The sequence below is a fragment of the Robertmurraya siralis genome, from assembly GCF_005502275.1.
Classification (GTDB): domain Bacteria; phylum Bacillota; class Bacilli; order Bacillales; family Cytobacillaceae; genus Robertmurraya; species Robertmurraya siralis.
The window spans coordinates 48029-71059 of the sequence record NZ_SWLZ01000016.1 but is presented as its reverse complement, the minus strand read 5'-3'; the positions used below and the strand labels follow the sequence as shown (position 1 = coordinate 71059).

21 protein-coding genes, 1 pseudogene and 1 riboswitch are annotated in these 23031 nt (G+C 37.0%); of the genes and pseudogenes, 10 read left to right on the top strand and 12 right to left on the bottom strand.

The features are described from left to right. Positions 1-136: 136 nt before the first annotated feature. Both drcR and drcS read left to right on the top strand, forming a co-directional pair. Positions 137-808, top strand: a complete 672-nt coding sequence (gene drcR / locus FCJ93_RS16830) for a daptomycin efflux response regulator transcription factor drcR (RefSeq protein ID WP_137744235.1) — start codon at positions 137-139, stop codon at positions 806-808. Further along, on the top strand, positions 805-1830 hold the full coding sequence (gene drcS, locus FCJ93_RS16825; RefSeq protein ID WP_137744234.1) for a daptomycin efflux sensor histidine kinase DrcS: 1026 nt from the start codon (positions 805-807) through the stop codon (positions 1828-1830). The genes drcR and drcS overlap by 4 nt, the downstream gene beginning before the upstream one ends. A 401-nt stretch (positions 1831-2231) precedes the next feature. Here drcS and FCJ93_RS16820 read toward each other — a convergent pair whose 3' ends face one another. From FCJ93_RS16820 to FCJ93_RS16810, 3 genes are all read right to left on the bottom strand, one after another. Next, positions 2232-2444 (bottom strand): hypothetical protein, encoded by a 213-nt coding sequence (locus FCJ93_RS16820; protein WP_033369738.1) that lies wholly within the window; start codon positions 2442-2444, stop codon positions 2232-2234. 234 nt (positions 2445-2678) lie between these two features. After that, positions 2679-3835 (bottom strand): IS3 family transposase gene (locus FCJ93_RS16815; protein WP_095314245.1). Its coding sequence is split into 2 segments (ribosomal slippage): positions 2679-3592 and positions 3592-3835, totalling 1158 coding nucleotides; the frame shifts between segments, so codons are not numbered across the junction. 135 nt (positions 3836-3970) lie between these two features. Further along, positions 3971-4933: a VanZ family protein gene (locus tag FCJ93_RS16810; RefSeq protein WP_039237233.1), complete on the bottom strand. Its 963-nt coding sequence runs from the start codon at positions 4931-4933 to the stop codon at positions 3971-3973. Between FCJ93_RS16810 and FCJ93_RS25955 the strand changes: the two genes are divergently transcribed. Next, complete coding sequence (locus FCJ93_RS25955) at positions 4901-5071, top strand: IS3 family transposase (protein WP_373315257.1); 171 nt, start codon at positions 4901-4903, stop codon at positions 5069-5071. The two genes, FCJ93_RS16810 and FCJ93_RS25955, sit on opposite strands and share 33 nt — an antisense overlap. A 371-nt stretch (positions 5072-5442) precedes the next feature. Here FCJ93_RS25955 and FCJ93_RS16800 read toward each other — a convergent pair whose 3' ends face one another. Together FCJ93_RS16800 and FCJ93_RS16795 are read right to left on the bottom strand one after the other, a co-directional pair. Continuing rightward, on the bottom strand, positions 5443-6357 hold the full coding sequence (locus tag FCJ93_RS16800; RefSeq protein WP_095314249.1) for an NAD(P)/FAD-dependent oxidoreductase: 915 nt from the start codon (positions 6355-6357) through the stop codon (positions 5443-5445). Positions 6358-6881: 524 nt separating this feature from the next. After that, the gene (locus FCJ93_RS16795) at positions 6882-7283 is read right to left on the bottom strand and encodes an RrF2 family transcriptional regulator (protein WP_018705597.1); all 402 of its coding nucleotides are present in this window, start codon (positions 7281-7283) and stop codon (positions 6882-6884) included. Positions 7284-8139: 856 nt separating this feature from the next. On the opposite strand from FCJ93_RS16795, the gene FCJ93_RS16790 reads away from it, so the two are divergent. From FCJ93_RS16790 to FCJ93_RS16775, 4 genes are all read left to right on the top strand, one after another. After that, on the top strand, positions 8140-9099 hold the full coding sequence (locus FCJ93_RS16790; RefSeq protein WP_095314253.1) for an ABC transporter ATP-binding protein: 960 nt from the start codon (positions 8140-8142) through the stop codon (positions 9097-9099). 111 nt (positions 9100-9210) lie between these two features. Then, positions 9211-9849 (top strand): ABC transporter permease, encoded by a 639-nt coding sequence (locus FCJ93_RS16785; RefSeq protein WP_170211340.1) that lies wholly within the window; start codon positions 9211-9213, stop codon positions 9847-9849. A gap of 70 nt (positions 9850-9919) precedes the next feature. Further along, positions 9920-10663: a MerR family transcriptional regulator gene (locus FCJ93_RS16780; RefSeq protein ID WP_095314262.1), complete on the top strand. Its 744-nt coding sequence runs from the start codon at positions 9920-9922 to the stop codon at positions 10661-10663. Between the two features lie 168 nt (positions 10664-10831). Continuing rightward, entirely contained in the window at positions 10832-12172 is a 1341-nt protein-coding gene (locus FCJ93_RS16775; RefSeq protein WP_137744233.1) for an ISL3 family transposase, read from the top strand. 13 nt (positions 12173-12185) lie between these two features. Here the strand turns inward: FCJ93_RS16775 and FCJ93_RS16770 are convergent, their stop codons facing one another. The 4 genes and pseudogenes from FCJ93_RS16770 to FCJ93_RS25950 form a co-directional block, all read right to left on the bottom strand. Then, a complete protein-coding gene (locus tag FCJ93_RS16770; protein WP_095314267.1) occupies positions 12186-13016 on the bottom strand; it encodes a metal ABC transporter permease in 831 nt (276 codons plus the stop codon). After that, positions 12992-13405 (bottom strand): annotated as a pseudogene (locus FCJ93_RS16765) (metal ABC transporter ATP-binding protein); the annotation flags it as partial. The gene FCJ93_RS16770 and the pseudogene FCJ93_RS16765, both read right to left, overlap by 25 nt. 549 nt (positions 13406-13954) lie before the next feature. Beyond that, complete coding sequence (locus FCJ93_RS16755) at positions 13955-14431, bottom strand: DUF4872 domain-containing protein (RefSeq protein ID WP_256205324.1); 477 nt, start codon at positions 14429-14431, stop codon at positions 13955-13957. Further along, positions 14389-14685 (bottom strand): BtrH N-terminal domain-containing protein, encoded by a 297-nt coding sequence (locus FCJ93_RS25950; protein ID WP_095314270.1) that lies wholly within the window; start codon positions 14683-14685, stop codon positions 14389-14391. The genes FCJ93_RS16755 and FCJ93_RS25950 overlap by 43 nt, the downstream gene beginning before the upstream one ends. A gap of 735 nt (positions 14686-15420) precedes the next feature. On the opposite strand from FCJ93_RS25950, the gene FCJ93_RS16740 reads away from it, so the two are divergent. From FCJ93_RS16740 to FCJ93_RS16730, 3 genes are all read left to right on the top strand, one after another. Further along, entirely contained in the window at positions 15421-15675 is a 255-nt protein-coding gene (locus FCJ93_RS16740) for a helix-turn-helix domain-containing protein (protein ID WP_095314275.1), read from the top strand. A gap of 517 nt (positions 15676-16192) precedes the next feature. After that, the gene (locus tag FCJ93_RS16735) at positions 16193-16378 is read left to right on the top strand and encodes a DUF3173 domain-containing protein (protein WP_018709270.1); all 186 of its coding nucleotides are present in this window, start codon (positions 16193-16195) and stop codon (positions 16376-16378) included. 38 nt (positions 16379-16416) lie between these two features. Continuing rightward, a complete protein-coding gene (locus FCJ93_RS16730; protein ID WP_095314277.1) occupies positions 16417-17628 on the top strand; it encodes a site-specific integrase in 1212 nt (403 codons plus the stop codon). Positions 17629-17684: 56 nt separating this feature from the next. Here FCJ93_RS16730 and guaA read toward each other — a convergent pair whose 3' ends face one another. The 3 genes from guaA to FCJ93_RS16715 all read right to left on the bottom strand — a co-directional run bounded on the left by guaA (position 17685) and on the right by FCJ93_RS16715 (position 23030). Beyond that, entirely contained in the window at positions 17685-19235 is a 1551-nt protein-coding gene (gene guaA / locus FCJ93_RS16725) for a glutamine-hydrolyzing GMP synthase (protein WP_095314280.1), read from the bottom strand. Positions 19236-19444: 209 nt separating this feature from the next. Then, positions 19445-19546: riboswitch (purine riboswitch) on the bottom strand. Between the two features lie 47 nt (positions 19547-19593). Beyond that, complete coding sequence (locus tag FCJ93_RS16720; protein WP_137744232.1) at positions 19594-21813, bottom strand: DUF4129 domain-containing transglutaminase family protein; 2220 nt, start codon at positions 21811-21813, stop codon at positions 19594-19596. Next, complete coding sequence (locus FCJ93_RS16715; protein WP_095314285.1) at positions 21810-23030, bottom strand: DUF58 domain-containing protein; 1221 nt, start codon at positions 23028-23030, stop codon at positions 21810-21812. Before FCJ93_RS16715 ends, FCJ93_RS16720 begins: the two co-directional genes overlap by 4 nt. Between the last annotated feature and the right edge of the window lies 1 nt (position 23031).

Here is a 23031-nt window from a genome sequence, read left to right as displayed (position 1 = left end):
TACAGCTTGATCTCGTAACCTTACATTTTCGTCACATTGATAAAAAATATGTTTAAACACGATATTTTCTTTGTATGTTGGTCGATATTCAATTAATATGATGTTAAAGAAGGATGATTGTTTGGAGGGAAGAGGAATGAAAATCATGATTGTGGAAGATGATTTGACCATTCGTGATATGGTAGGGGAAACATTAGAAAAGTGGGGTTTTGAAACCGTTAAGATCGAAGACTTTGACCAAATCATGCAGGTATTTCTTAATCATGATCCTCACCTAGTCATCATGGATATCAATTTGCCATCGTTTGACGGATTTTACTGGTGTAATAAAATCAGAGAAATTTCAAAGGTCCCTATGATCTTTCTCTCTTCCCGTGATACACCAATGGATATAGTGATGTCGATAAACATGGGAGGAGATGATTATATTCAAAAACCTTTCCATATGGATGTATTGATTGCAAAAATTAATGCACTCCTCCGCAGAACGTATTCCTACATGGAAACACAGTCTAAGACAATCGAACATGATGGAATTATATTAAACCTTGAGAACGGAGAGGCCTTACATGGAGATCGAAAGTCGGAACTCACGAAAACAGAATTTCTTATTTTGAAAATCCTGATGAAAAATAAAGGAACCATCGTCAGTCGTACGAAAATGATGCGTAGCCTTTGGAAGAATGAAAATTTCGTAGACGAAAATACATTGACGGTTAATATTGCTCGTCTGCGTAAAAAGCTTACTGAACTTGGAAAAGAACACTTCATTATGACTAAGAAAGGACAAGGTTATATTATCCAATGAGTTTCTTTCAATATCTAAAAGATAAACGGAATTTCTTTATATTAAACGTGATCATTATGTCCTTTGTTTCTTTGATGACGATTGTGAGCACAGATTCCAGAAACACTGTAAGTAATATCGTATATACCAATGTGGTTATCTTTTTTATTGTAGCTATATACGTAATCATCGAATACTATTACAATAGAGAATTTTATCGGGAATTAAATGATTTGGTTGAAAGTAATCATGAAGAATTTCTCGCAACTCTGCCTAAACCGCGAAACGATGAACAACTGTTATATCTTGAGTTATTAAAAAAAGTAAATAGTGTGCATGGCGATCAATTACAAAAGTTGTATAACGAAAAAATGGATCATCAAGACTTTATTACATCTTGGATTCATGAAGTCAAGGTTCCGATTGCGGCAGGTCGCTTGCTTATGGAAAACAGTAATGGAAGAACTGTTGAATACCTTGTGGACAAGTTTGAAGATGAGTTGGATAGAATCGAAAATTACGTGGAGCAGGCTCTTTATTATTCTCGCATTGATTCTTTTTCCAAAGATTATTTTATTTCCGAGGTAGTGTTGGATCAAGTCGCTAAAAACAGTGTAAAGAAATTTGCCAAATCTTTTATTAACAAGCAAATTCGTTTTCATATGGACAATATTGAACAGGTTGTCCATACCGACAGTAAATGGCTTGGTTTTATTATGGATCAAGTTTTTTCAAATTCTTTAAAATATACAGGTGAAGGCGGGGAAATCTCCGTACAATTTGAGGAAGATCTAAAAGAAAAGCGGCTACAGATTCAAGATACAGGCATTGGAATTAAGCCAGAGGATATCAGCCGCGTATTTGAAAAAGGATTTACAGGATCTATTGGGAGAAGTCATGCCAAATCTACCGGTTTAGGTCTCTACCTTGCAAAAGAAATGGCTCTTAAATTAGGACATGACCTTTCCATTCATTCAGAAGATGGGAAATATACGAAGGTCATCATCCACTTTCCAAAAATCAGAAATTATTATCATCTATAAGTATAATGGTGGGGTTAAAGAAATTGGTTAATCGGAAAATAGTATCAAATTAAAGGTGTTCAAGTAGAATAATGTTTATCGTAAGGCTTAAGAAATATTAAATAATATAGCCAATAGTAAGTGAATTAATTGATAAAAAAATAAGTACTTGAAAATAGCTATAACCAGGTTTTTATTATATTTTAATCGAACTTTTCAAATATGGTTTTATTAATACCACGATAAATCAACGTTATATGTCCTCTTTTTATCTCCAGTTCCAAGTATGGGAAATATTATCCATGGTTTTAACATGCATATGCAATGACTTTTGAAAATCAATTGAGGCTCAAACACTTTATTTAAGATTTTTATTTGGTTATATTTTTATGGGGTAATCGGAAAATAGTGTAGAAAGAGGGTTAAAAATAACCCTCCTCCATTGCTTTAGTCAGTGGTGAAAAGTCAGCACCATAGATTTCTTCATAAACCCATTCATAGCCTATTTGACCCCAATTCGGGAATTGATCAGGTAACAATTTTATGAAAGTAGCTTCAACTTCTTTGAATTTCTTTTTCTTTTGGGTATTCGGATTATAGTGTTGAAAAACCCTATTAAATAAATTAATATTCATAGCACTGTAAATCGTATAATTGGATCTACGCCAATATTCTGGACACAAAATAGATGGTGGATTGGACAGAGCTCCATTTCATAAGAGTGGGTTGGTCTATGTCGCTTGACATGGAGCCTCTATGGGCATGGGTGTCTTGCGAAGGGCGAAAGGGTCAAACAATCCTTTCGCAGGCGGACGAGCCTAACATGCCCCCCTCCATGTAAAGCGCCGTGCTCAGACATGATGCAGTGACTAAGCCGCCACCCGGATTTCATCTTCAACCTGTTGTGGGGTCTTATATTGAAGGCTGCCATGCATTCGCTTTCGATTATACCAGCCTTCAATGTATTGGAAGAGATGAATCTTTGCAGAGGCGTAATCCAGATAAGTTACGTGATGTATTTCTTCCTTCTTCAAAATAGCATGGAAGGATTCAATACAGGCGTTATCGTACGGGCAGCCCTTTCGACTGAATGATTGTCTGATCTTTTTTGACTCAGCCTCTTCCATGAAAGCCTCACTCGTATATTGGGAACCCAAGTCACTGTGCAGAATTAACTCCTCTGGTGGTAGCTGCGTGGCATAGGCGTTATCCAATGCTTTAATCACCAGGTCTGTTGTCATTGTACAAGAAAAGGAATAGCCTACGATTTTCTTTGAATGCAGGTCCATCACAGAAGCAAGGTAGCACCAGCCATCCTTTAATGTATGGATATACGTAATATCGGCCACCCATTTTTCATTGATGGTGGTCGTAGAAAAGTCCCTGGCCAGGATATTCTCGCGTTCGATAACTGTTTCTTTGCTTGGTGTTGGCCGATATTTTTTAATGACGATGGAACGGATGCCCTCTTTTTTCATCAGTCTCTGTACACGTTTCAGACTTACTCTATATCCTTCCGCACAGAGATATTGGTGAATTTTTGGGGCTCCATAACGCCCTTTGCTTTCTTCGTGGATCTCTTTGATCCTTTTTGTCAGCTCCTTGTTTTCCCGCTCACGCTTGGATTCGGTTTCTTGGAGTGTTAGGTAGTAGGAGCTTCGCGGCAATTCCAAGACTTCGCACATAGTTTGGATGGGATGTTGGTCTTTATGTTGATCAATCACGGAAGCTACTGCAGATTGGCTTACCTTTTCGCGAATATGGCCATAGCCTTTTTTAAGATTTCATTTTCTTCCTGCAGCCGGCGAAGCTCCTTTTGAATCTTGGTATAGTCATCCGCCGTTGCCACGGTTCCATCTTCAAATTTGACGGGAGAAAACTTTTTGACCCAATTATAAATGGAGACATCAGATACGCCATATTCGCTGGTTAATTGCTTGACTGGAGTGCCAGATTGATATAATTTCACAACCATCCTTTTGAAATCTTCATTAAATTTATTTTGGTTTTTATTATGGCCTTTCATTGGACACACCTCTTCTTAATCTTATTCCTCAAAAATTATGAAACTAACTAGGATGTGTCCATGAAAATATACTAGCACCACATGTTTGGGGTGGGAAAAAGAAAAAAGACCATTATCTTGAACAAAACGTTTGGATCATTTCCAGAAATATTTCATTTCCCTAAACCCTACATCCCAAAGCTTTTCATTCCCCTTAACGATTATCGTAATCTTACTTGCACGTTCAAGTGGAATTTCAAACATTTGTGGAAACAATTCCGGATAATTCAGTTGCTCCGTTCCAGAGCCGGATAATACCTCACGACCATCGACTAAAACTCGTATACTTCCATCACTATCCATTAAGTCCGGTATTCCATAATAAAATGAAAAAATAATCTCCTTCTTGGACGTATAAGTGTAGGTTTCACTTCCTTTGCCTTTGGCGCCAAATATATTATATCCAGGTTCGACGTTTTGACCGCTAACTTTAAAGCTGTACGGTTTTGTTCCCGCTGTTGTATGCCCGGAACTATTTTTCAGTTCATTTAAAGCTATAAAGGGACCCTCTGCTTTGGTGAACGTTTTCTCCACAATTCCGCAAATTGCTAATACCCCGATTAGAATAACAATACACGTGATACCGGTAATAGCCATATTTAGCCAAAAGTTTTTTGTTCGATACCCTAGTTTGTACGCTCCGAATCCGATGCTTGCGCCTAGAGAGTTTTGAATGGCATCGTTAATATCAAAGCTTCCGAGCAAAGTTAGTGCCTGTATGGTTTCGATCACGAGAATAGACAGGAAGAACAATGAAAAGAAACGAATAAACTTCACACGGAATAACAATGGAATCAATATGCCGAATGGAATAAAGGCTGCCACATTTCCTAGATCTACGAAATCCATCAGAGTAGGATGCAGAAAATCAGAAATCTTTGGCAAATGGTAGAACTCAATCGGAAAAAAAATAAAGGTGACCCCAGTCGTGCTTGCAGATGCACCTATTCTGCCGAAAGCGAAAAAAATAAAATATAGTATCAAAATAGTATAAAGAATAGTTACGGTAAAAATAACTGTACTTTTTTGTGGCAATGTTATTTTGCCCTTGGCAGTCATATAAAAACACCTCCTGAAACAGTGTATCAAAAGTCATGTTTAAAATACATGATTTACTATAACCGTTACAGATATCAATGGAACCTAAAAAAGATGACCCCTATTCAATACAGAGATCACCTTCTTAAGTCTGCCTAGCTTTTTTATGATTGTCCTTTACAAAGGGTACAGTTTAAAGAAGGAATGGCTCCTTTTTTGTGGAAATAATCGCACCTCTGGTTGTCTATCCGCTTCGTGGACAGGATTATCCTCCACACCGACTAAATATTTTTATGGTCAATTCCACAAATTTATTGACAGACCTGTTTTAGGACCATTTTGCACAGTGGCAAATCGTGCAGGAGTGACCCTGCCACCTTTTCTAAAGAGTTGATTCATAAATGGTAATGAGGAGTATTTCATAGTACTGGAATCACTTTCTTCAAGTAGCTTGGCCTTATAAAAGTGTCTTTTACAAAGGGTACATTATAAATTTAAAGTCCTCTTTATAAATATATTTAGAATTTGAATCAAACGTTGTTCTTATGCCATTCTTCTCGATTTAATTCTCCGTTTATTGCGGCTGCGGATACAGCTCCTGAAGCAGCTGCAACAATAGATTGGTGCAAGTGTGTAGTTGCATCCCCAGCTGCATAAACACCAGGTACACTTGTTTTTCCAAACTCATCGACTTCAATTATTCCAGTATCCAACATCCGGCAACCAAGTGCGACAGGTAATTCCGATCCAAGTACCAATTCTGCCTTGAAGAAAATTCCTGTGCATGGAATTTCTGTTCCATCCTCAAGCTTAACATGCCTTACCATGCCTTGATTTGATTGGATGGAATGAATTGGTGAATGAAATAACGGGATATTATGCGCACGCAATTCTTCACGTTCTGCTTCACTCAATTCATTGGGACCATTTGTACAAACTACAAACTGCTTTGTCCACCCGTAAAGCAATGGGACAAAATGCATTAGCGCTGCTCCTCTGTTTATGACAACTAATTGCTGATCTCTTAGTTCCCAGCCATCACAATACGGGCATACAAATGCGCTCTTACCATAGACCTCCGCCAACCCTGGTATGCCAAGATCGCGATCCTTCATTCCGATAGCAAACAACAGTTTTCTAGTGGCTATCTTCAACCCTGAAGCAGTTTCCAACAAAAATTGACCATCTTCACCTTCTATCAACTCGATAGTATCTTCCAAATGTGAAACTGACGGATAAGTGTGAAGCTGCGATTTAGCAATATTTCTAAATTCATGTGGGCTAATGCCATCACGTGTTAAAAAGGCATGAGCCTCTCTAGTCACTGCATTACGCGGTTGCCCCTCATCGATAATCAACGTCTTCTTCCTAGCCCGTCCTAGTATAAGTCCAGCGCTTAAACCAGCAGGACCTCCTCCAATAATAACAACATCAACTTCCTTCATGATTAACTCCCTTCCTCTTATTAGTTTAACTTTCCAAATGTGTATACGCCCAATAATTACTCTGTACATCTCATATGTAGTTAAGACCTAACCAGTACTACTGAAATACTGTATTCTCACTCTGCTACGATGTTACATGTTGGCATCACCTCCTTACATAAGAACTTATCCACTAGCTCATTCGACTTTTAAATAATTTGCACATCTTTGAAACATCATCGATAGGCGCTGATTTTACTCTGTATATAGATTTTTCAGTCATAAATCCCTAGTAAAATTCGATGACAGTCAGCGATATGAATATGCAGACTACGTACAGAAACTCTTCCTTAACTTTCGATCTCTTTCCTATAATCTTCCGGGGACATCGTTTCACAATACCGGATTAAAAATCGCTGTATCTTGAATCAACTTATACGGTCCTTTTATACATGTTCATTTTTGGATTCTCCTAATTTTTTATTATAATTTCATTAAAGACTATAGAGACACTTATTATCTATAATTGGTTGAAAGAATATGTGCTAGAAAACGATGTTCATTTCCCGCACAAGATCGGACATTTTTTTATTTCTCAAATGCTCTTCCATTTTTTCCTCTGCTTCCAATACTACTCTTTGAATCGGACAATCTGGTCCGTGATCGAAACTACAATCAAACAAAGAGGCAGATCCCTCAATCGCATGAATAATGTCAAGAAACGAAATATCCTCCCAATTTCGTTTCAGTCTGTATCCACCATTCACTCCTGTTATGGATTCAATCATACCAGCCTTTACTAGCTTGGTCAGTATCTTGGACAGATAAGTTGGTGACACCTTTTGCTTCTCAGCAAGCAGCTGAACGCCCACAGGTTTATCCGGAGTCGCTGCAGTAAGAAAAAGCATCGTATGTAGAGCATAATCTGTAGCCTTTGAAAACTTCATTCATCATCACCCTAATTAAGGATTTTATTTATCTATAATAACTTGAATGTTGTTAAACTCCAAGTATAATGCATGGGCTATTATATTATAGCAGCTAGTCGAACTTCTTGAAAATGCTCTAATCGTGACTATAAAACCCCATTTCTCTCGTTATGAATGGTAATGCTTCTCTTATATATTATTATGTAGACACATTACTACGATATTGTCAATCTATGCCCCCAACTTAATATAACAGCTTATAACCTATCCTTCTTTCTAATAATAGCTTGTAGAAAAATTCTTTTAGTTCTTTTTTATAATTATTTATATATTTGGTTTGAAGGCTTCAATGATTTTCATACATTGTGAATTAAGTAGAGTTTTGGAATTTATTATTTGAAATAACAATTCTACGGTGTAAACTCGATTTGTCTTTTCTGCTTATTTCATTCTAGCCTTGACTTTTATTAAATAGTCTATCAAATTTCGGGTATTCGGATTATAGTGTTGATAAACCCTATTAAATAAATTAATGTTCATAGCACTGTAAATCGGATAATAGTGTGTAAAATCATAAATTGTATGTAATATCTTTTTCTGTATCCATCAAACTGATTAACCTTTAATGTAGTTTTCGTTTTGAACCTTTTAACTATCGAATCATAATTGTATTAATAATATTTACAAATTTAAAGAACCACGTCCAAGTTTTCACTTGGGCGTTTTTACGCTGGGCGAGAAATTCAGTTTTCCTTTCTACAACTCCGTTAAGTTCATTCCAATTCGACTTTTATAAAAAGAATACTTGATGGTTGACTCTCCTCTAAGAGGATAGTTTATAGTTCCTTTTGTAATAAATGAAGGAGGGAACAATATGTATGACCATTTTGAAATAGTTTTAAACGCTGTTAGCAAAACATTTGGCAAAAAGGCAGCCTTAAATAATGTGTCTCTTAAAGTGAAAAAAGGTTCTATCTTCGGACTAATTGGTCCAAATGGTGCAGGAAAATCTACTTTGACGAGTATATTAGCTACTTTATCCTTGCCAAATGAGGGTACTGTCAAAATTTCGGATTTAGACGTTGTTTCAAAGGTGAATGAGGTTCGAAAAAAAGTTGGAGTCACATTCCAACAAACAACTGTATTTTCGACTGGAACAGCTTGGGAAAACATATTGATTGCAGGAAAAATGTATGGCATCAGAACTTCAAAAATAATGGAACGAGGAGAACACCTGTTAAAGGAATTTGATTTGTTCCAAGTATCCAACGATTTGGTTGGTACTTACTCAGGTGGAATGAAAAGAAAATTGGATATTGCAATAAGTTTGCTTCATAAACCTGAAGTTCTTTTACTGGATGAACCTACAGCTGGATTAGACCCAGAGTCAAGAATTACCTTTTGGAAAATAATTACAAAAATTTCTCAAGATGAAGGAACGACAATTTTTGTAACAACACACTATTTAGAGGAAATTCATCACCTAGCAACTGAAATTGCATTGATCAACAATGGAAAGATACTTGATATTGGGACGCCAAAAGAATTGATCAATAAACTTGCGGCTGATCAAATTGAAATCCACTATCACAAATTAGATTTGGCCAGCATTTATAAAATCGAAGAATATATTTCTGACCTAAAAGAGGTCGTTAGCCACGAAATAAAACCAACAGCATTAACAATTATAACGAGTCATGGACAACAAATATTATCTGAATTATTGAGATACTTAATTCAAAGTAATGTCGAAATTGAATTTAGTGAACTGAAACAGGCAACGTTAAATGACGTTTATTTAATAAACTTTAATGAGAAAGGAGCAGAACAATGAATAACATAACATTCGTTTTGTTATTATCAAAAAAGAGGCTAACACCGCTAATTAAAAATCCAATAGCAATTATCATTTCAATGTTCCAACCATTGATTTTCCTAGTGCTGTTTGGAACGATATTTTCAAGCATCTTCCGTTAGTGGATTTGAAGAATCCAATTATGTATCGTATATTTTACCGGGAATTCTGATCATGAATGCTTTATTTGGCGGAATATATTTAGGAATGAGTACTTTAGATGATATGAGAGAAGGAATATTTAACCGATATTTAATCGCCCCGAAGAATAACTTAATTTTCATCATTGGTGATTTAGTCTACATTTTCACTTTTCAATTGATCCAATCCACTTTGCTAGTGATTATTGGCTATTTTATGGGATTCAGACTTCCAATGGGAATCGTTTCACCAATTCTTTTTCTTGCTACACCAGCATTATTTTCGTGTCTAATCGGATCTATTTCAATTGGAATTGCCGTTCTAACCAAAAAGCACTCAACGATGATCACTGTCATGCAGTTTTTCTCTTTCCCATTGATTTTTTTGTCTTCTGCCTTTATGCCAAGCAATTTATTACCAAAGTATATAAGTATCCTCTCAAAAGTAAATCCAGTTGACTGGGTAGTTAGAGCATCACAATCTACTTTCAACCATTCTCCCGCAATTAACTACTATTTACTGATTGTTTCATGTCTTGTTATGGCTGTTTTCTTTTGTAAATTCACGTATGATGTTCAAAGAAAATAGTGAAATAAATGTGTTGACTCTTACCTTAGAGGATACTTTAGTATAAAGAGCATTGAAAGGAGGAGAAGAAATGTATACCGTTCATGAAGTTGCAAAACTAGCTCATACCACAGTAAAGACATTACACCATTACCACAAAATAGGTCTTTTGATTCCGGAGCAGACGACAGAAGCCGGATATCGCCTATATGGAAAAAAAGATTTAGAACGATTACAGCAAATACTTTTTTATAAAGAGTTGGATTTTCCTCTCAAGGAAATAAAACAATTATTAGATGGTGAAATCAACAGGGAAAATACGTTGATTCAACAAAAATATTTACTAGAACAAAAAATTGATCGATTTAAAGGACTAATCAGGACGATCAATTCCTCTATTAAAAATACCAAAGAAGGAGTCGATATAGATATGGAAACCATGTTTAAAGGTTTTGAAACTGAAGACGAATGGCAAGAAGCCTTAAAAGACCAAAACGAACATTTGAAAGAAGAATATGATTTTGACTTAAATCAGACAATTGATGTAGAATCGATGAACGACTCTGCCATGGAAGCACAGTCATTTAATGAAGATATGATTCATTTCTTACAAGAAGGTTTCTCTCCAAATGATTCAAAAATTTTGGATCGTGTAAAAGAACATTTATCCTTTTTAGAAAAAAAAGGTCATCCATCAACGCCGCAAGACTTTCTAAATCAGACTGAGTTTTTCATCGTTGACGACTTTCATAGAAATATGCTTGAGCAATGGCAAGTGGGTTACACTTACTTTCTAAATAAAGTAGCAGCTAGTTATATGGCAAATATTAAATAGAACCAATACCAAATAATATAAATAATAATGGTATCCTTTTTTAAAATGTTTGATTCCCTTCCACCTAGTTGACCAAAGATATGAAATCAAAGGGCTGTTTCGGCAGCTCTTTTTGAATTTCTTTCTATTCATATTGGTAAAAATGAAGTGTCCTGAAAGGAAAGTAAAATGTTAACAAATATGATTAATCTACCAAACTTAAAGATTCTCGATATGAAGGAGAGTGAATATGATTATAGATTCCTAGTAGAGTCTACTACTCCATCTCCATCACATTGTCCTAAATGTGGGGCAATTCCTAACCTGTACAAACATGGTAAAAAGGAACAACTATTCTTTGATCTACCGATGCACACTAAACGTGTAGGGTTAATTATCAAACGGCAGCGTTATAAGTGCCGTGAATGCAATGAAACATTTTTTGAAGATTTACCAGATATGGATGTCAAACGTTCTGTTACTAATAGACTTTTAATTTGGATTCAAGAAACCAGTCTTGAAAAGACATTTACCAGTGTTGCAGACGAAATAGGCGTTGACGAAAAAACTGTACGAAATATCTTTAATGATTATGTAGCTGAGCTTGAAGCTCAAACAGATTTTAGAACTCCTAAATGGCTTGGTATAGATGAAGTCCATTTACTCAAAAACTATCGTTGTGTCATCACAGACGTTGAAAACAAGTCTGTAATTGACATTTTACGAAAACGTAATAAAGATACGGTTATCAGTCACCTTTCAAATCTCCAAGATATTGATAAAATTGAACTCGTAGCAATGGATATGTGGAATCCATATAAAAGTGCTGTTAATACGGTGATACCACATGCAAAAATCGTAATTGATAAGTTCCATGTTGTTAAATTAGCCAATGAAGCGTTAGAAAAAATACGAAAAGCTAACCGTCAAAATGTGTCAGCCAAAGAACGCAGACAACTTATGAGAGATCGTTATGTTCTTCTTACAAGACGAGATGATTTAAATGATTTCGATGATCAAATAAAGTTGCAAGTATGGACTGATAAGTTCCCTTTACTTGGTCAAGCATACGAACTTAAAGAGCAGTTCTTTGACATTTATGAAGCTAAATCAATTAAGGAAGGCTACAAACTGTACCAAAACTGGCTTTCAAATGTTCCTAAAGAGTTAATGACTTATTTTGAAGACCTGATTAAGTCTATGAATAATTGGGAAGAAGAGATATTCAACTATTTCAATTCTCCCATTGCAAACGCCTATACGGAGTCCTTGAATCGTTTGATTAAGACAATGAACCATATTGGCCGTGGTTATTCTTTTGAAGCTCTTAGAGCAAAAATATTGTTTACACAAGGTTATCGTAAAGTAAAAAAGAAAAAGAAATTCAAAGAAGTTGAAGCTACTTTCGGAAAATTGTTACCTGATCAATTCCCAAATTGGGGTCAAATAGGCTATGAATGGGTCTATGAAGAAATCTATGGTGCTGACTTTTCCACACTAACTAAAGCAATGGAGGAGGGTTATTTTTAACCCTCTTTCTACACTATTTTCCGATTACCCCAAATTTCAAGTAATGTAACATGTACTTTGCAAGTGTTATGATTGCAAAAATCAACATTAAAATTATTGTGATGGAAGCGCCTGGTGGTGTACCCAATTCATAAGAAGTGACTAAACCACTTAACATGCCGACAAGTGCAATGACCATTCCATTTAATATGACACCGTAGAAGCTTTTGCTTAAACGAAGCGATATAGCTGCAGGTAAAATGATAATGGCTGAGACAAGTAAAGCCCCGACAATCGGCATTATTACTGCTATTGTGACCCCTGTTAACACATTAAACAAAATCGACATCGTTTTAATAGGCAGGCCAGCTGTAAAAGCTGTTTCCTCATCAAATGTAAGAACATACATAGGTTTTCGATATATTAAATATAATAATCCGATAATTATCGTTAATCCTAGTAACATCCATATTTGTTCTTTGTGAATAGTAACAATAGAACCGAATAGAAATTGCGTTACACTTAATGTAATTCCACCAGCACTTATTTCCATCAGGACAAGCGCTACTGCCATTCCGACAGACATTAATATGGCAATCGAAATTTCAGAATATGTGCGATAAATTTGACGCAAAAATGCAAGCAGAGTTGCGATAATGATTACCACGAGAATATTGGTCCATGTCGGATTGATGCCAATTAACAGACCAAGCGCTACCCCAGATAACGAGACATGGGATAAAGTATCTGCCATTAGTGATTGCCTACGCAATACCAAAAACAATCCTAATATTGGAGTGATTAATGAGATTAAAAATGAAGCTTGGAAAGCTCTTTGCATCAATCCATAGAAAAACATCTCCAAGGTGAGTCCTCCTTCCGTATCAACTCAATGTGTTTATTAGCGTAGTGACGAATCTCTTCATGATCGTGTGTAACCATTAAGATACCCTTGTCATGCTCTGTACTATTGTGCTTCAATAATTTATAAAATTCATTACGTGAACGTACATCCATTCCAATTGTAGGTTCATCTAATATAAACAAATCTGGATCTGTTGAGAACACACGAGCAATTGATATCCGCTGCTTTTGTCCACCTGATAATTCCCCTATCTTTTTATGACGCATCTCCCACATTCCCACTGATTCAAGGGAACGACGAAATTGCCCTTTATCTTCTTTATCTAACCTTTTAAACCATTTGCCTCTTTGAAAACGCCCTGACTGCACCAGTTCTAGTACAGTGCTCGGGAGATAGATGAGCTTGTTCAGCAATGTCTTTGATCGTGATGTCATCCAGCAGATGGGCTTCCATGTATTCGATTGTCTTTTGTAATGATTCTACCAGTGCCATATGATTCACTCCTTTAATGGCATGTTACCTTATTAACTTCTCTAAATCCTGTCATTTTGCGCTCGATCCAGACAGTTGCCTTTACGTAATAAATCATACCAACATAAACCAAACGAATTAGTCAATTTTCATAACCTGTTAGCACAGCAAGTAGTCGATATTTTCTATATCTTTTTTTCAACTCATACCTTAACAATACATTGCCAGAATGAGAGGGAATACCCCGACCTCTCCGCTACTCAAATATGGGACTGGCTAAAGGAGCACGATCCGGAAATTGAAGTTGGGGAAAATACGGTAAGAAGCCGCATCCGGCCGCTGCGAAAGATGTACGGGAGCCCAAAGGAGGTGCAACAAAGGCAGTATGAAGCCGTTCCCAATCCCCCCCAATGGAACAAGAATCATGAATCCACTTTTCTAAAACTCATTTTTTGAAAGCATCGCAGTCAACAGATTCTTGATAGTTGATTCATTGCTTCATATTCTTTGTTTGATAACTCTAAAAGAATATCAGAAGCCTGATTTAGGAATAGTAATTCATGAGTCTCTCCAGCCTTATTAATAAGCTTAGATACCTCCTCCCACATAGGTGCGATTTTAGTAAATAGAATATATCCATTTTGTAAAGGAGTATAATCAACTATACTCAAACATTCTTTTAAGAAATCTCTATACATATTTCTAAATAGGGATTCTCCAGTTCCCCCTCGCTCCATTAGTGTGGCTGCTAAAACTAAATCATCCTCAATATTTTCACTTCTCTCAAACCACTTCTTAATCTCTACAATTGTTTTCTTAATACCTTTATAGCCCAAATTTTTGATAGGAGGATTCTTATAATCTAAAGCGTTATTTTTGATTGCTGTTATAATCACATCCTTTAAATTTGGCATATCCTCTTTTTTCTTAATGGTATAAGACAGATTTTTTGAGACATTGGACCTTTTTCGTTTCTTGCCAATGCCAAATTTTCAAGACTTGTTTTTACCATTCCCCCCTGTTGCTTTGTATCAATCAGGTAGGCAAAACTGTCGTCATATCCATACATTGCCACATAATGACCAGCAAATTGTACCTTATTAGTGAAATAATCCAAGTAATAACTGGCAAGCTTTAAGTCTACTACAACTCCTTGATCTATGTTTTGTCTAACATGTTCCCAAGCCTCCCTTTTTATGTTCTTACTATTTTATTTAGCTGGACCTTTCATGTTTAATTACGTTTAACAGATAAGAAATGACTTTAAAAAACTTTATTTTTGTATTATTCATTATTTTGTTCGATCAGTTTTTATGGAATTGTAATAAAATAGAGTTTGACATTTAAAGTATTTCTTCTTTTGGTCCTTTATATTAAATATTAAAAATGATTCTACCCAACTGTTAATATTCAGTTGTGTTATTGTTTTTTTAAAAATTTTTCTCTGATTTTTGGCATTTTACAAAAAAACTTGTTGAAGGTAATGAAAGGGGAAATCATCACCCATCTTTGCAGTTTCGAAGAGAGTTGAGTGTATGGTACCGAACGGCAGGTGCGTTGTGCATTTAACGCTTTTTGTAAGCGAGTACTGAAAAATGAAGCAATCAACATATACAAAGAAAGGCAGAAACGGAGATAACATTTTCAAATTTAACACCGCTAGAAGAAAAACAGCTCTATACCTTAGACAAACACTAAAAGGGAGAAGAAATAGAAGGACTTCAAGTAGCTGGTAAGAGAATTACTCCTACACTTCTTGCAAAAGCGATGCATAGCTTGCCAGTTGAGAAGCGTACTATCATCCTACTATACTACTTTTTTAATCTTTCTGATGTAAAAATTGATCAATTGTTCAACATTCCACGTTAGTACTGTACAGTATAGGCGAACGAGTTCTTTAAACCGTTAAGACGTTTTTTGGAGGAACATGCAGATGAATGGGATGATTAATACTAATACGGAAAGAAATGAGCGTGGCTTGTTGCCGTATCCAATCATTTTAGCTGCAAATAAGGGTGAGCTAGAAGCAATGAAAGTAGTTGTTCTACATTATAGAAGCTATATGACAAGTTTATCCATGTGTAAGCTCCGTGATGAACAAGGAAACACTTATTGGGGCATCGATGAAGATACACGCGAACGCTTACGAACGAAGCTTATGCAATCTGTTTTAGCTTTCAAAATTTGAATACAGAATGGTTAGGTTTTCCCTTTCATTAATCATATATTTGTTCTTTGACAAAGAAAGCACGGAAGATTACGCCGTGCAGTATAAGCAAAAAATCAGATACGTTCTACTGATGATGAGCCACTTGATTCATACGCCATGACTTTCGTTAGAAACGAGCGATAATCTATGAATCTAATGTAATCGTGGTGGATTGCTGGCGATAACCCATCAGTTAGGATAATGATACTCCCCTATCGTCATGGTTCGAGCGTTTGAACCGTCGCAAGCTATGAGTAGGGCTGGAAGAAATACTTGCAGGGGTGAAATTCCCGTGGAGCTGCACCAGCAGCCGTCTGATTTTTGATATTCAATTTAGCAAGATAGGTTAAAGTAACTATCAAGTTATGACATTAAATCCTTTTAATTTTAGTGCAAGAGCCAAATTCACGCAACGTATTAGAATTAGTTTTATAGACGCGATATAATAATAGACAGATATCAAATAGCATATCCTAGTCTATGGAAAGGAGTTCATATGGTCACAGTCACTAAAAAAGACTTGATAGCACTAGGTTATGGTCCCTCTTTTTCAGCTGATATCATTAGAGAGTGTAAAAAACTAATGATTTCAAAAGGGCATACGTATTATCAATCTAAAAAGTTAGATCGTGTTCCTAAAGAAGCTGTAGAGGAAGTATTAGGGATAACTTTAGATGTGTGATTTGTACTTCTTGCACTAATTGCGTAAGGAGTGAAATCATGACTAAAGATATCGTCAAAAAGGCAAAGAACGGAACTTATTATTTTAGGGCAAATTTAGGATATCACCCCATCACTGGCAAGCAAATTCAGAAGTACCGCAGTGGTTTTAAGACAAAAAAAGAAGCAAGGGAAGAATATTCGAGGTTACTGCTTACAAAGTCAGACGCATTAGAAGAAAAGCAAGATGACGTTTTATTCCAACATTTTATTGAAGATATTTTCTTACCTTGGTATAAAACACAAGTAAAAGGAAGAACGTACGATAATCGATTACCAACTGTAAGAAAACATTTCACTTTTTTTAATAACTTAATCACAACAGAAATTACCCCGATTCATGTTCAAAAATGGCAATTAGCGTTATCTAAAAAGAAGTATCGTTCTTCTTATATTAGAAATGTTCAAGGGTTGTTTTCTATGGCAATGGATCGAGCTGTTGTTTTAGGGTTAGCTGAAAATAATCCATCAAAAATTGTAGGTAATGTGAAGAAAACAAAGACAAAAATAGACTTTTGGACAAAAGAGGAATTTGAAAAAGTCATCTCTCTTTTCTATAAAGAAGATTATTATCAACATTTTTTATTTATTTCATTGTGGTTTTTATTTATGACAGGCATGCGAATTGGAGAAGCCACTGCGGTTCAATGGGAAGATATTGACTTTGACAAAGGTCTGTTATATATCGATAAAACACTTTACTATAAGAATTTGGATAATTATTCTTTTGTAGAACCAAAAACAAAGGCTAGTGTTCGTCATATTGCATTAGATGGAGATACATTAACGTTACTCCGCGAATGGAAGGACGTGCAGCAATCTATCGTCCAAACCAATTTTGTGATGAGCTATAATGGTATCCCTACACAAAAGCATACGTTAGCAAATGCCATTACACGTTATTCAAAAAAGGCTGGGGTTCATCGAATAAGATTACATGCTTTAAGACATTCTCACGCTTCTCTGCTTATTAGTATGGGAGAAAACCCATTAATTATTAAAGATCGCCTAGGACATGAAGATATTGAAACGACACTCGGCACCTATGGACATTTGTATCCAAACAGTAATTTTGAGGTCGCTCATAAACTAAAAGGTATATTGTCTTATCAAACTGCAACTGAAAATAAAGATACTTCTCCCAAAAATCAATTCACAGTTCAATATTTGCGTAAGGACTTAGAAACAAATAATGCAATAACAATGCAATGAAAATAGAGTAAAGAGCCGAAACCCTTATAAACAAAGGGGTTTCAGCTCTCCTTCTACTACTCCCACTCAATCGTAGCTGGTGGCTTACTTGTAATATCATACACTACACGGTTAACGTGGCTTACCTCGTTGACAATGCGCGTTGAAATGACTTCGAGAACATCCCACGGAATTCTTGCCCAGTCAGAAGTCATTCCATCGATAGAAGTAACGGCACGGATGCCGATCGTGTAATCATACGTTCTTGCATCGCCCATTACACCGACGCTGCGAATATCCGGAAGGACAGTAAAGTATTGCCAAATATCACGGTCCAACCCAGCTTTCTTTATTTCTTCACGTAAAATCCAGTCGGATTCACGGACAATTTCAAGCTTGTCTTCTGAAATTTCCCCGAGAACGCGAATGCCAAGACCTGGTCCTGGGAATGGCTGCCTCCAGACAATCTCATCAGGAATTCCTAATTCTGTTCCTAGAGCACGGACTTCATCCTTAAAGAGCGTATTCAACGGCTCAATTAGCTTGAATTGCATGTCCTCTGGAAGTCCACCAACATTATGATGTGATTTAATTGTTTGCGCTGTCGCTGTCCCACTTTCAATAATATCCGTATAAAGAGTTCCTTGTGCTAGGAACTCAATTCCTTCAAGCTTCGTAGCCTCATCATCAAAAACATAAATGAATTCATTTCCGATAATTTTACGTTTTTTCTCTGGATCGCTAACCCCTTGGAGCTTGGATAAGAATCGTTCCTTCGCGTCGACTTTAATGACATTCATGTTAAAGCCGTCAGCGAAAGTTTTCATGACACTATCAGCTTCACCCTTGCGCAATAAACCGTGATCGACGAAAATACAAGTTAATTGATCACCGATCGCTTTGTGAATCAAAACTGCTACAACAGAAGAGTCAACTCCACCGCTGAGGGCACATAAAACTTTTTTATCTCCAACGGTTTGACGAATTTTTTCCATTTCAATTTCAATAAAGTTCTCCATTGACCAATTCCCTTGACACTTACAAACATTGAATACAAAATTTCTCAATAGCTCGTTTCCGTATTGGGAATGACGCACCTCAGGATGGAACTGCACCGCATACAGATTGCGAGATTCATCGCTCATCGCCGAAATCGGACATGAAGGACTCGTTGCATCAACAGTAAAGCCAGCCGGTGCTTCAACAACAAGATCGCCATGACTCATCCACACAATTTGCTCCTGTGGAAGCTGTCCAAAAAGTCTTGTCTCATTTTCAACTTTAATTTCAGCCTTTCCATACTCACGATTCTTCGCCGGCTCCACTTTCCCATTAAAATGCTGAGTCATGAGCTGCATTCCATAGCAAATCCCCAAAATTGGGAGTCCTAAATCAAAAATAGCCTCATCTGCACGGAAGGAATTCTCATCATACACACTATTTGGTCCGCCAGAAAAAATAATTCCTGTCGCATTCATTTGTTTAATTTCTTCTGCCGTAATCGTATGTGGATGAAGCTCACTATAAACGCCAAACTCGCGTATTCTTCTTGTGATTAACTGATTATATTGACTTCCGAAGTCCAACACAACTATTTTTTCTTGTCCTTGTAAACCCTCAATTGTCATCTCTTTCGTCCACCTCGTTATTTAATCTCAGTACTAGTTTGCCTCATTATGTGTTTATAACTCCTGTAAATGAGGTTCTAGCAAGTGTTATTCCATACCGTATTTTATCCATCCTTCATATGAGTGACCATTCTATCTCCGCAATAAAAAAACTAGAGTCTCCTCCAAAAAAAATGACGTGAAGGCAGAATTCTAGTTTCGTAGCTAAAATAGAATATTCCTGCCTTCATAGTCAAATCATTTAAGGTGATTCGGTAGAGACTCTCGGACCATATTACCGAGGATATATGAAGGATTCATGTTATAAACGCTCATCGTTCCAATTAAGACATATTGTAACAACATGCAGATCGACAGGTCAAGCGATTGTTTTTTTAATTAAATTTTCCCACAATTCTTTTGTATTTTCCCAGCTTCCCTCTTGCAACTTCCCCTTATAAAGATACTGCTCATAGGTTGAGGTTAATGCACTCATCTCCCCACTGGAAAAATAATGGTCGACATAGCGGGCATATTCCCTTAAGGTTTGTTCCTGGTTCCTCTTCAAGCCGTACCGATTTAACTGTGTTAATAAGGCGATATATGCTTCAGGGAAATCCTCGTCATTTTTTCTTCTCCTGTAGCGGAAGATTAAAAAGTAAGGAAGCCATTTTAGTCGTGTTTTATACAAAATGTAGGTTGTTAAGGTAAGCACCGCAATCGCAGCTGCAAACCACAGCCAATTTGTGCGCAAAAATTGCGTAGTCTTATCGAAAGTATCTTTCCATGAAAAAGAAGTTTGGGCAGATTGCTCAGGGGCATCCGTTTCTTCTGGTTTATCCACTTCCGGTGCCTCCGGCGCTTCTAAAACATCATCCTGCTGACCCGGCTGCTCACTGTCTAAATCAAATGTAAATTGAGCGTTATTCGAGAATCCTTTCGTCGGCTCAAACGGCACCCAGCCTACTTCAGGAAAAAACACCTCTACCCATGAATGGGCATTATTATTCGTAATGACATACAGCCTCTTACCTGAGTCTGTCATCCCGCGAAAATCGCCTTCCGTGTAACCCTTAACCCAGCGCGCTGGAATTCCAATCGACCTAAGCATCACAACCATTGAAGTTGAAAAATTATCACAGTAGCCTTTCTGCGTCTCAAATAAAAACTGATCTACATAGTCTTCATTTCTTCCTGGAACTGCTACGTCCTTCTGATCATATTGAAAATCTACACGACCAAAATAGTCTTCGATCGCTTTCGCTTTCTCATACCAATTCTCTTTGTCCTGTGTAAGCTCTAACGCCAAGTCTCTTACTCTCTCAGGCAATTCATCAGGCAGCTGTGTGTAACGGGCAAGGAAATCTTCTGTTAAAAGTGGATGGTTTTGATCAACCGTACTCATCATCCCGCGAATGCTGAATCTTGGTGATTCATATTCCACTGTATACTGACCGATACCCGGGAGATTTCCTAAATCAGCACCACTTATTTTTTCTAAGCTCAAATCCACTTCGTATGAATGCCCAATGTCATTTTCAACAACTTTCAATCCTAACGGATAAATAATATGAGGATATTGAAGAAACGGCCTTATCGTCGCTGTTCTTTCATCCACGGTCATTTCTTCATCTGTATAGTTAGAAATCGGAAACTCTTCTCCTTGGGCAAAGGCAATCTTTTCTCCGTTCTCTTCAGCAATAACCCAGCCTTTTCCTGTATAAACATCCTTCGTTTCAACCTTCCAATACTGGCGATGATCCGCTTCCGTCTCATAAACAACGGTATCATCCGGCATGAACGGACCTCCCAAAGTGGAGTCATCCATTCCATACCCGACCTTTCGTATCCCCCCGCTGCCATTTCCATCTTCACGATTATCTTGTGAATAGGATTTAATATATGGAACTGGATCAGGCCAAATAGGACTTGCCTTCGGTGCAGCGTAACCAATAATAATACTTACGCACACCATCCCCACCAATGGAATAAGCCATTTTCTCGCGAAAGCAGCTGGCATTTGCAGGTTTTCCCGATCTAAAATCCGATAAAATGTCAATATTCCCATAAGCGCAAAACCAATTACGATTGTCCGGACAATGGCAAATTCAGCTTCGTAGGGAGTAAATGTATCAAGGACGGTAATATATAATAAAGTCATAAAAAAGAAAACGAAGATTTGCCTTCGACTTATGAGCCAATATCGAAGCAGGTAAGCCATTAGCCCAAGCAAGATGAAAAAAAGGATGCTTCGAAAGTCATCGGTTAAAGATACCCAGCTCCCTTGAAATACAGCTCGCATGTTCTCAATTACTGAATCTGTCACATAAAAGAACCACTTCAGCTTAAAAAAGGAGTCTTCAAAATACAACAGATTTATTGTGTAAAGAACATAAAGCAGCTTAATGCCATTTCGAACAAAAATATTGACCTTAAAATAAGCTAAAACGAGCGATATGACTAGAAAAATGATAAAGACAGTTAAGTTGGCCGTATCCGTCAACTGTTTTAACGGTCTGAGCCATTCCCATAATAAAAGAAAGCCACATATATAAAGCCACATATTCAATATATTGCTTTGTAATTTCCCTCCGTTCATCCTCTACCCACCTCCGAGAAAGCCTGGGAGAACTGACCATTATGAACAAATACAACCCGTACGCCTCTTGAGTTCGCTTCGCTTTTTAAGGCAATTTCTTTGCTGCCGATCGTTTCTTGCTCCTCTTTTAGCAGATATATCGTCATCATTCCTGTTCTCATGGAAAATTGACTTGCTTTCTCTACCAACTCTTTCGTTAATTGGGAAGTGATTAACATAAAGGAAGCATTTTGCCACATCATAAAGCTCTCACTGTCAAGTACAGCATCTAATGCTACTGGACTTCGATCCTTTACTTTCGCCAAATGGTAAAAAAGTTGCTGCTGATGACCCTCACCACCTTGGATCGGAAATAATCTTCTCTCCTCTCCATAAGTAAGAAGTCCGACTTGGGCCCCTTTGCGCAAAATTCCTCTCACCAGCGATGCGGTAAAAGAAACGATTGCCTCAAATCTGATATCTGGAGCACAATCCATCATTAAGAAAACATCATGTGATTTCCGTTGTTCAAATTCTTTAGTCATAATGTCATTTCTCTTCGCTGTTGCCTTCCAGTTAATCCACGAATAACGATCGCCCGGTTGATATTCTCTAATTCCAATCGCCATAGAAGTATCCCTCTGTACTCTTTCCTTTGATGCAGTCATTCCCTGCTCATAATGATTGTCCATCAACCGATAGATGATCTCTTCATAAGCTGGGTAGACAAGGAGCTTATCATCTTCTGTTTCAATATGAATTTGTTTTTCTATGAGCCCTAAAGGATCGCCAAACTTAATGTGAATTCCTTTTAAGTGATGTTCTCCTCGTGGAAGGGATTCAATCACATACTCAAAATCTATTTCCTTACGAAAATGGGGGTAGACAAATGTTTTCATCTGACCTTTCTGAGTCGGGGCCAATAATTCATTGCTTAAGTCATCCTCAATTATCATATAAAAAAGAGGAAAAGATGAGGGGCGTTTCAACTTGATTTTTACTTTAAGTTTTTCTCCTGCGTGGTATTCTTCTTTCAAAAACTCTCTTTTCACTGTCATGTGCCGAACTCCATAAAACACCAGTGCCAGACTATATAAAGCAAAAGGAAGAAAACTATAAAATAGAAACCAACTCACAAACCCTCCCTGAAACATCGCATAGGAAAAGGTCAAGACAACTAAAAATAATAGGACTAACAGCTTCCACACAGGCCTCATGCGATTCATAAATTGTCTCATT

Bases quoted from the DNA above. Each gene is read 5' to 3' on its own strand.
- FCJ93_RS16775 (WP_137744233.1), top strand. From the start codon at position 10,832: ATGTTAACAAATATGATTAATCTACCAAACTTAAAGATTCTCGATATG.
- FCJ93_RS16810 (WP_039237233.1), bottom strand. From the start codon at position 4,933: ATGACTGCCAAGGGCAAAATAACATTGCCACAAAAAAGTACAGTTATT.
- FCJ93_RS16715 (WP_095314285.1), bottom strand. From the start codon at position 23,030: ATGAGACAATTTATGAATCGCATGAGGCCTGTGTGGAAGCTGTTAGTC.
- FCJ93_RS16820 (WP_033369738.1), bottom strand. From the start codon at position 2,444: ATGAATATTAATTTATTTAATAGGGTTTTTCAACACTATAATCCGAAT.
- FCJ93_RS16780 (WP_095314262.1), top strand. From the start codon at position 9,920: ATGTATACCGTTCATGAAGTTGCAAAACTAGCTCATACCACAGTAAAG.
- FCJ93_RS16800 (WP_095314249.1), bottom strand. From the start codon at position 6,357: ATGAAGGAAGTTGATGTTGTTATTATTGGAGGAGGTCCTGCTGGTTTA.
- FCJ93_RS16720 (WP_137744232.1), bottom strand. From the start codon at position 21,813: ATGAACGGAGGGAAATTACAAAGCAATATATTGAATATGTGGCTTTAT.
- drcR (WP_137744235.1), top strand. From the start codon at position 137: ATGAAAATCATGATTGTGGAAGATGATTTGACCATTCGTGATATGGTA.
- drcS (WP_137744234.1), top strand. From the start codon at position 805: ATGAGTTTCTTTCAATATCTAAAAGATAAACGGAATTTCTTTATATTA.
- FCJ93_RS16740 (WP_095314275.1), top strand. From the start codon at position 15,421: ATGAATGGGATGATTAATACTAATACGGAAAGAAATGAGCGTGGCTTG.
- FCJ93_RS16795 (WP_018705597.1), bottom strand. From the start codon at position 7,283: ATGAAGTTTTCAAAGGCTACAGATTATGCTCTACATACGATGCTTTTT.
- FCJ93_RS16790 (WP_095314253.1), top strand. From the start codon at position 8,140: ATGTATGACCATTTTGAAATAGTTTTAAACGCTGTTAGCAAAACATTT.
- FCJ93_RS16730 (WP_095314277.1), top strand. From the start codon at position 16,417: ATGACTAAAGATATCGTCAAAAAGGCAAAGAACGGAACTTATTATTTT.
- guaA (WP_095314280.1), bottom strand. From the start codon at position 19,235: ATGACAATTGAGGGTTTACAAGGACAAGAAAAAATAGTTGTGTTGGAC.
- FCJ93_RS16735 (WP_018709270.1), top strand. From the start codon at position 16,193: ATGGTCACAGTCACTAAAAAAGACTTGATAGCACTAGGTTATGGTCCC.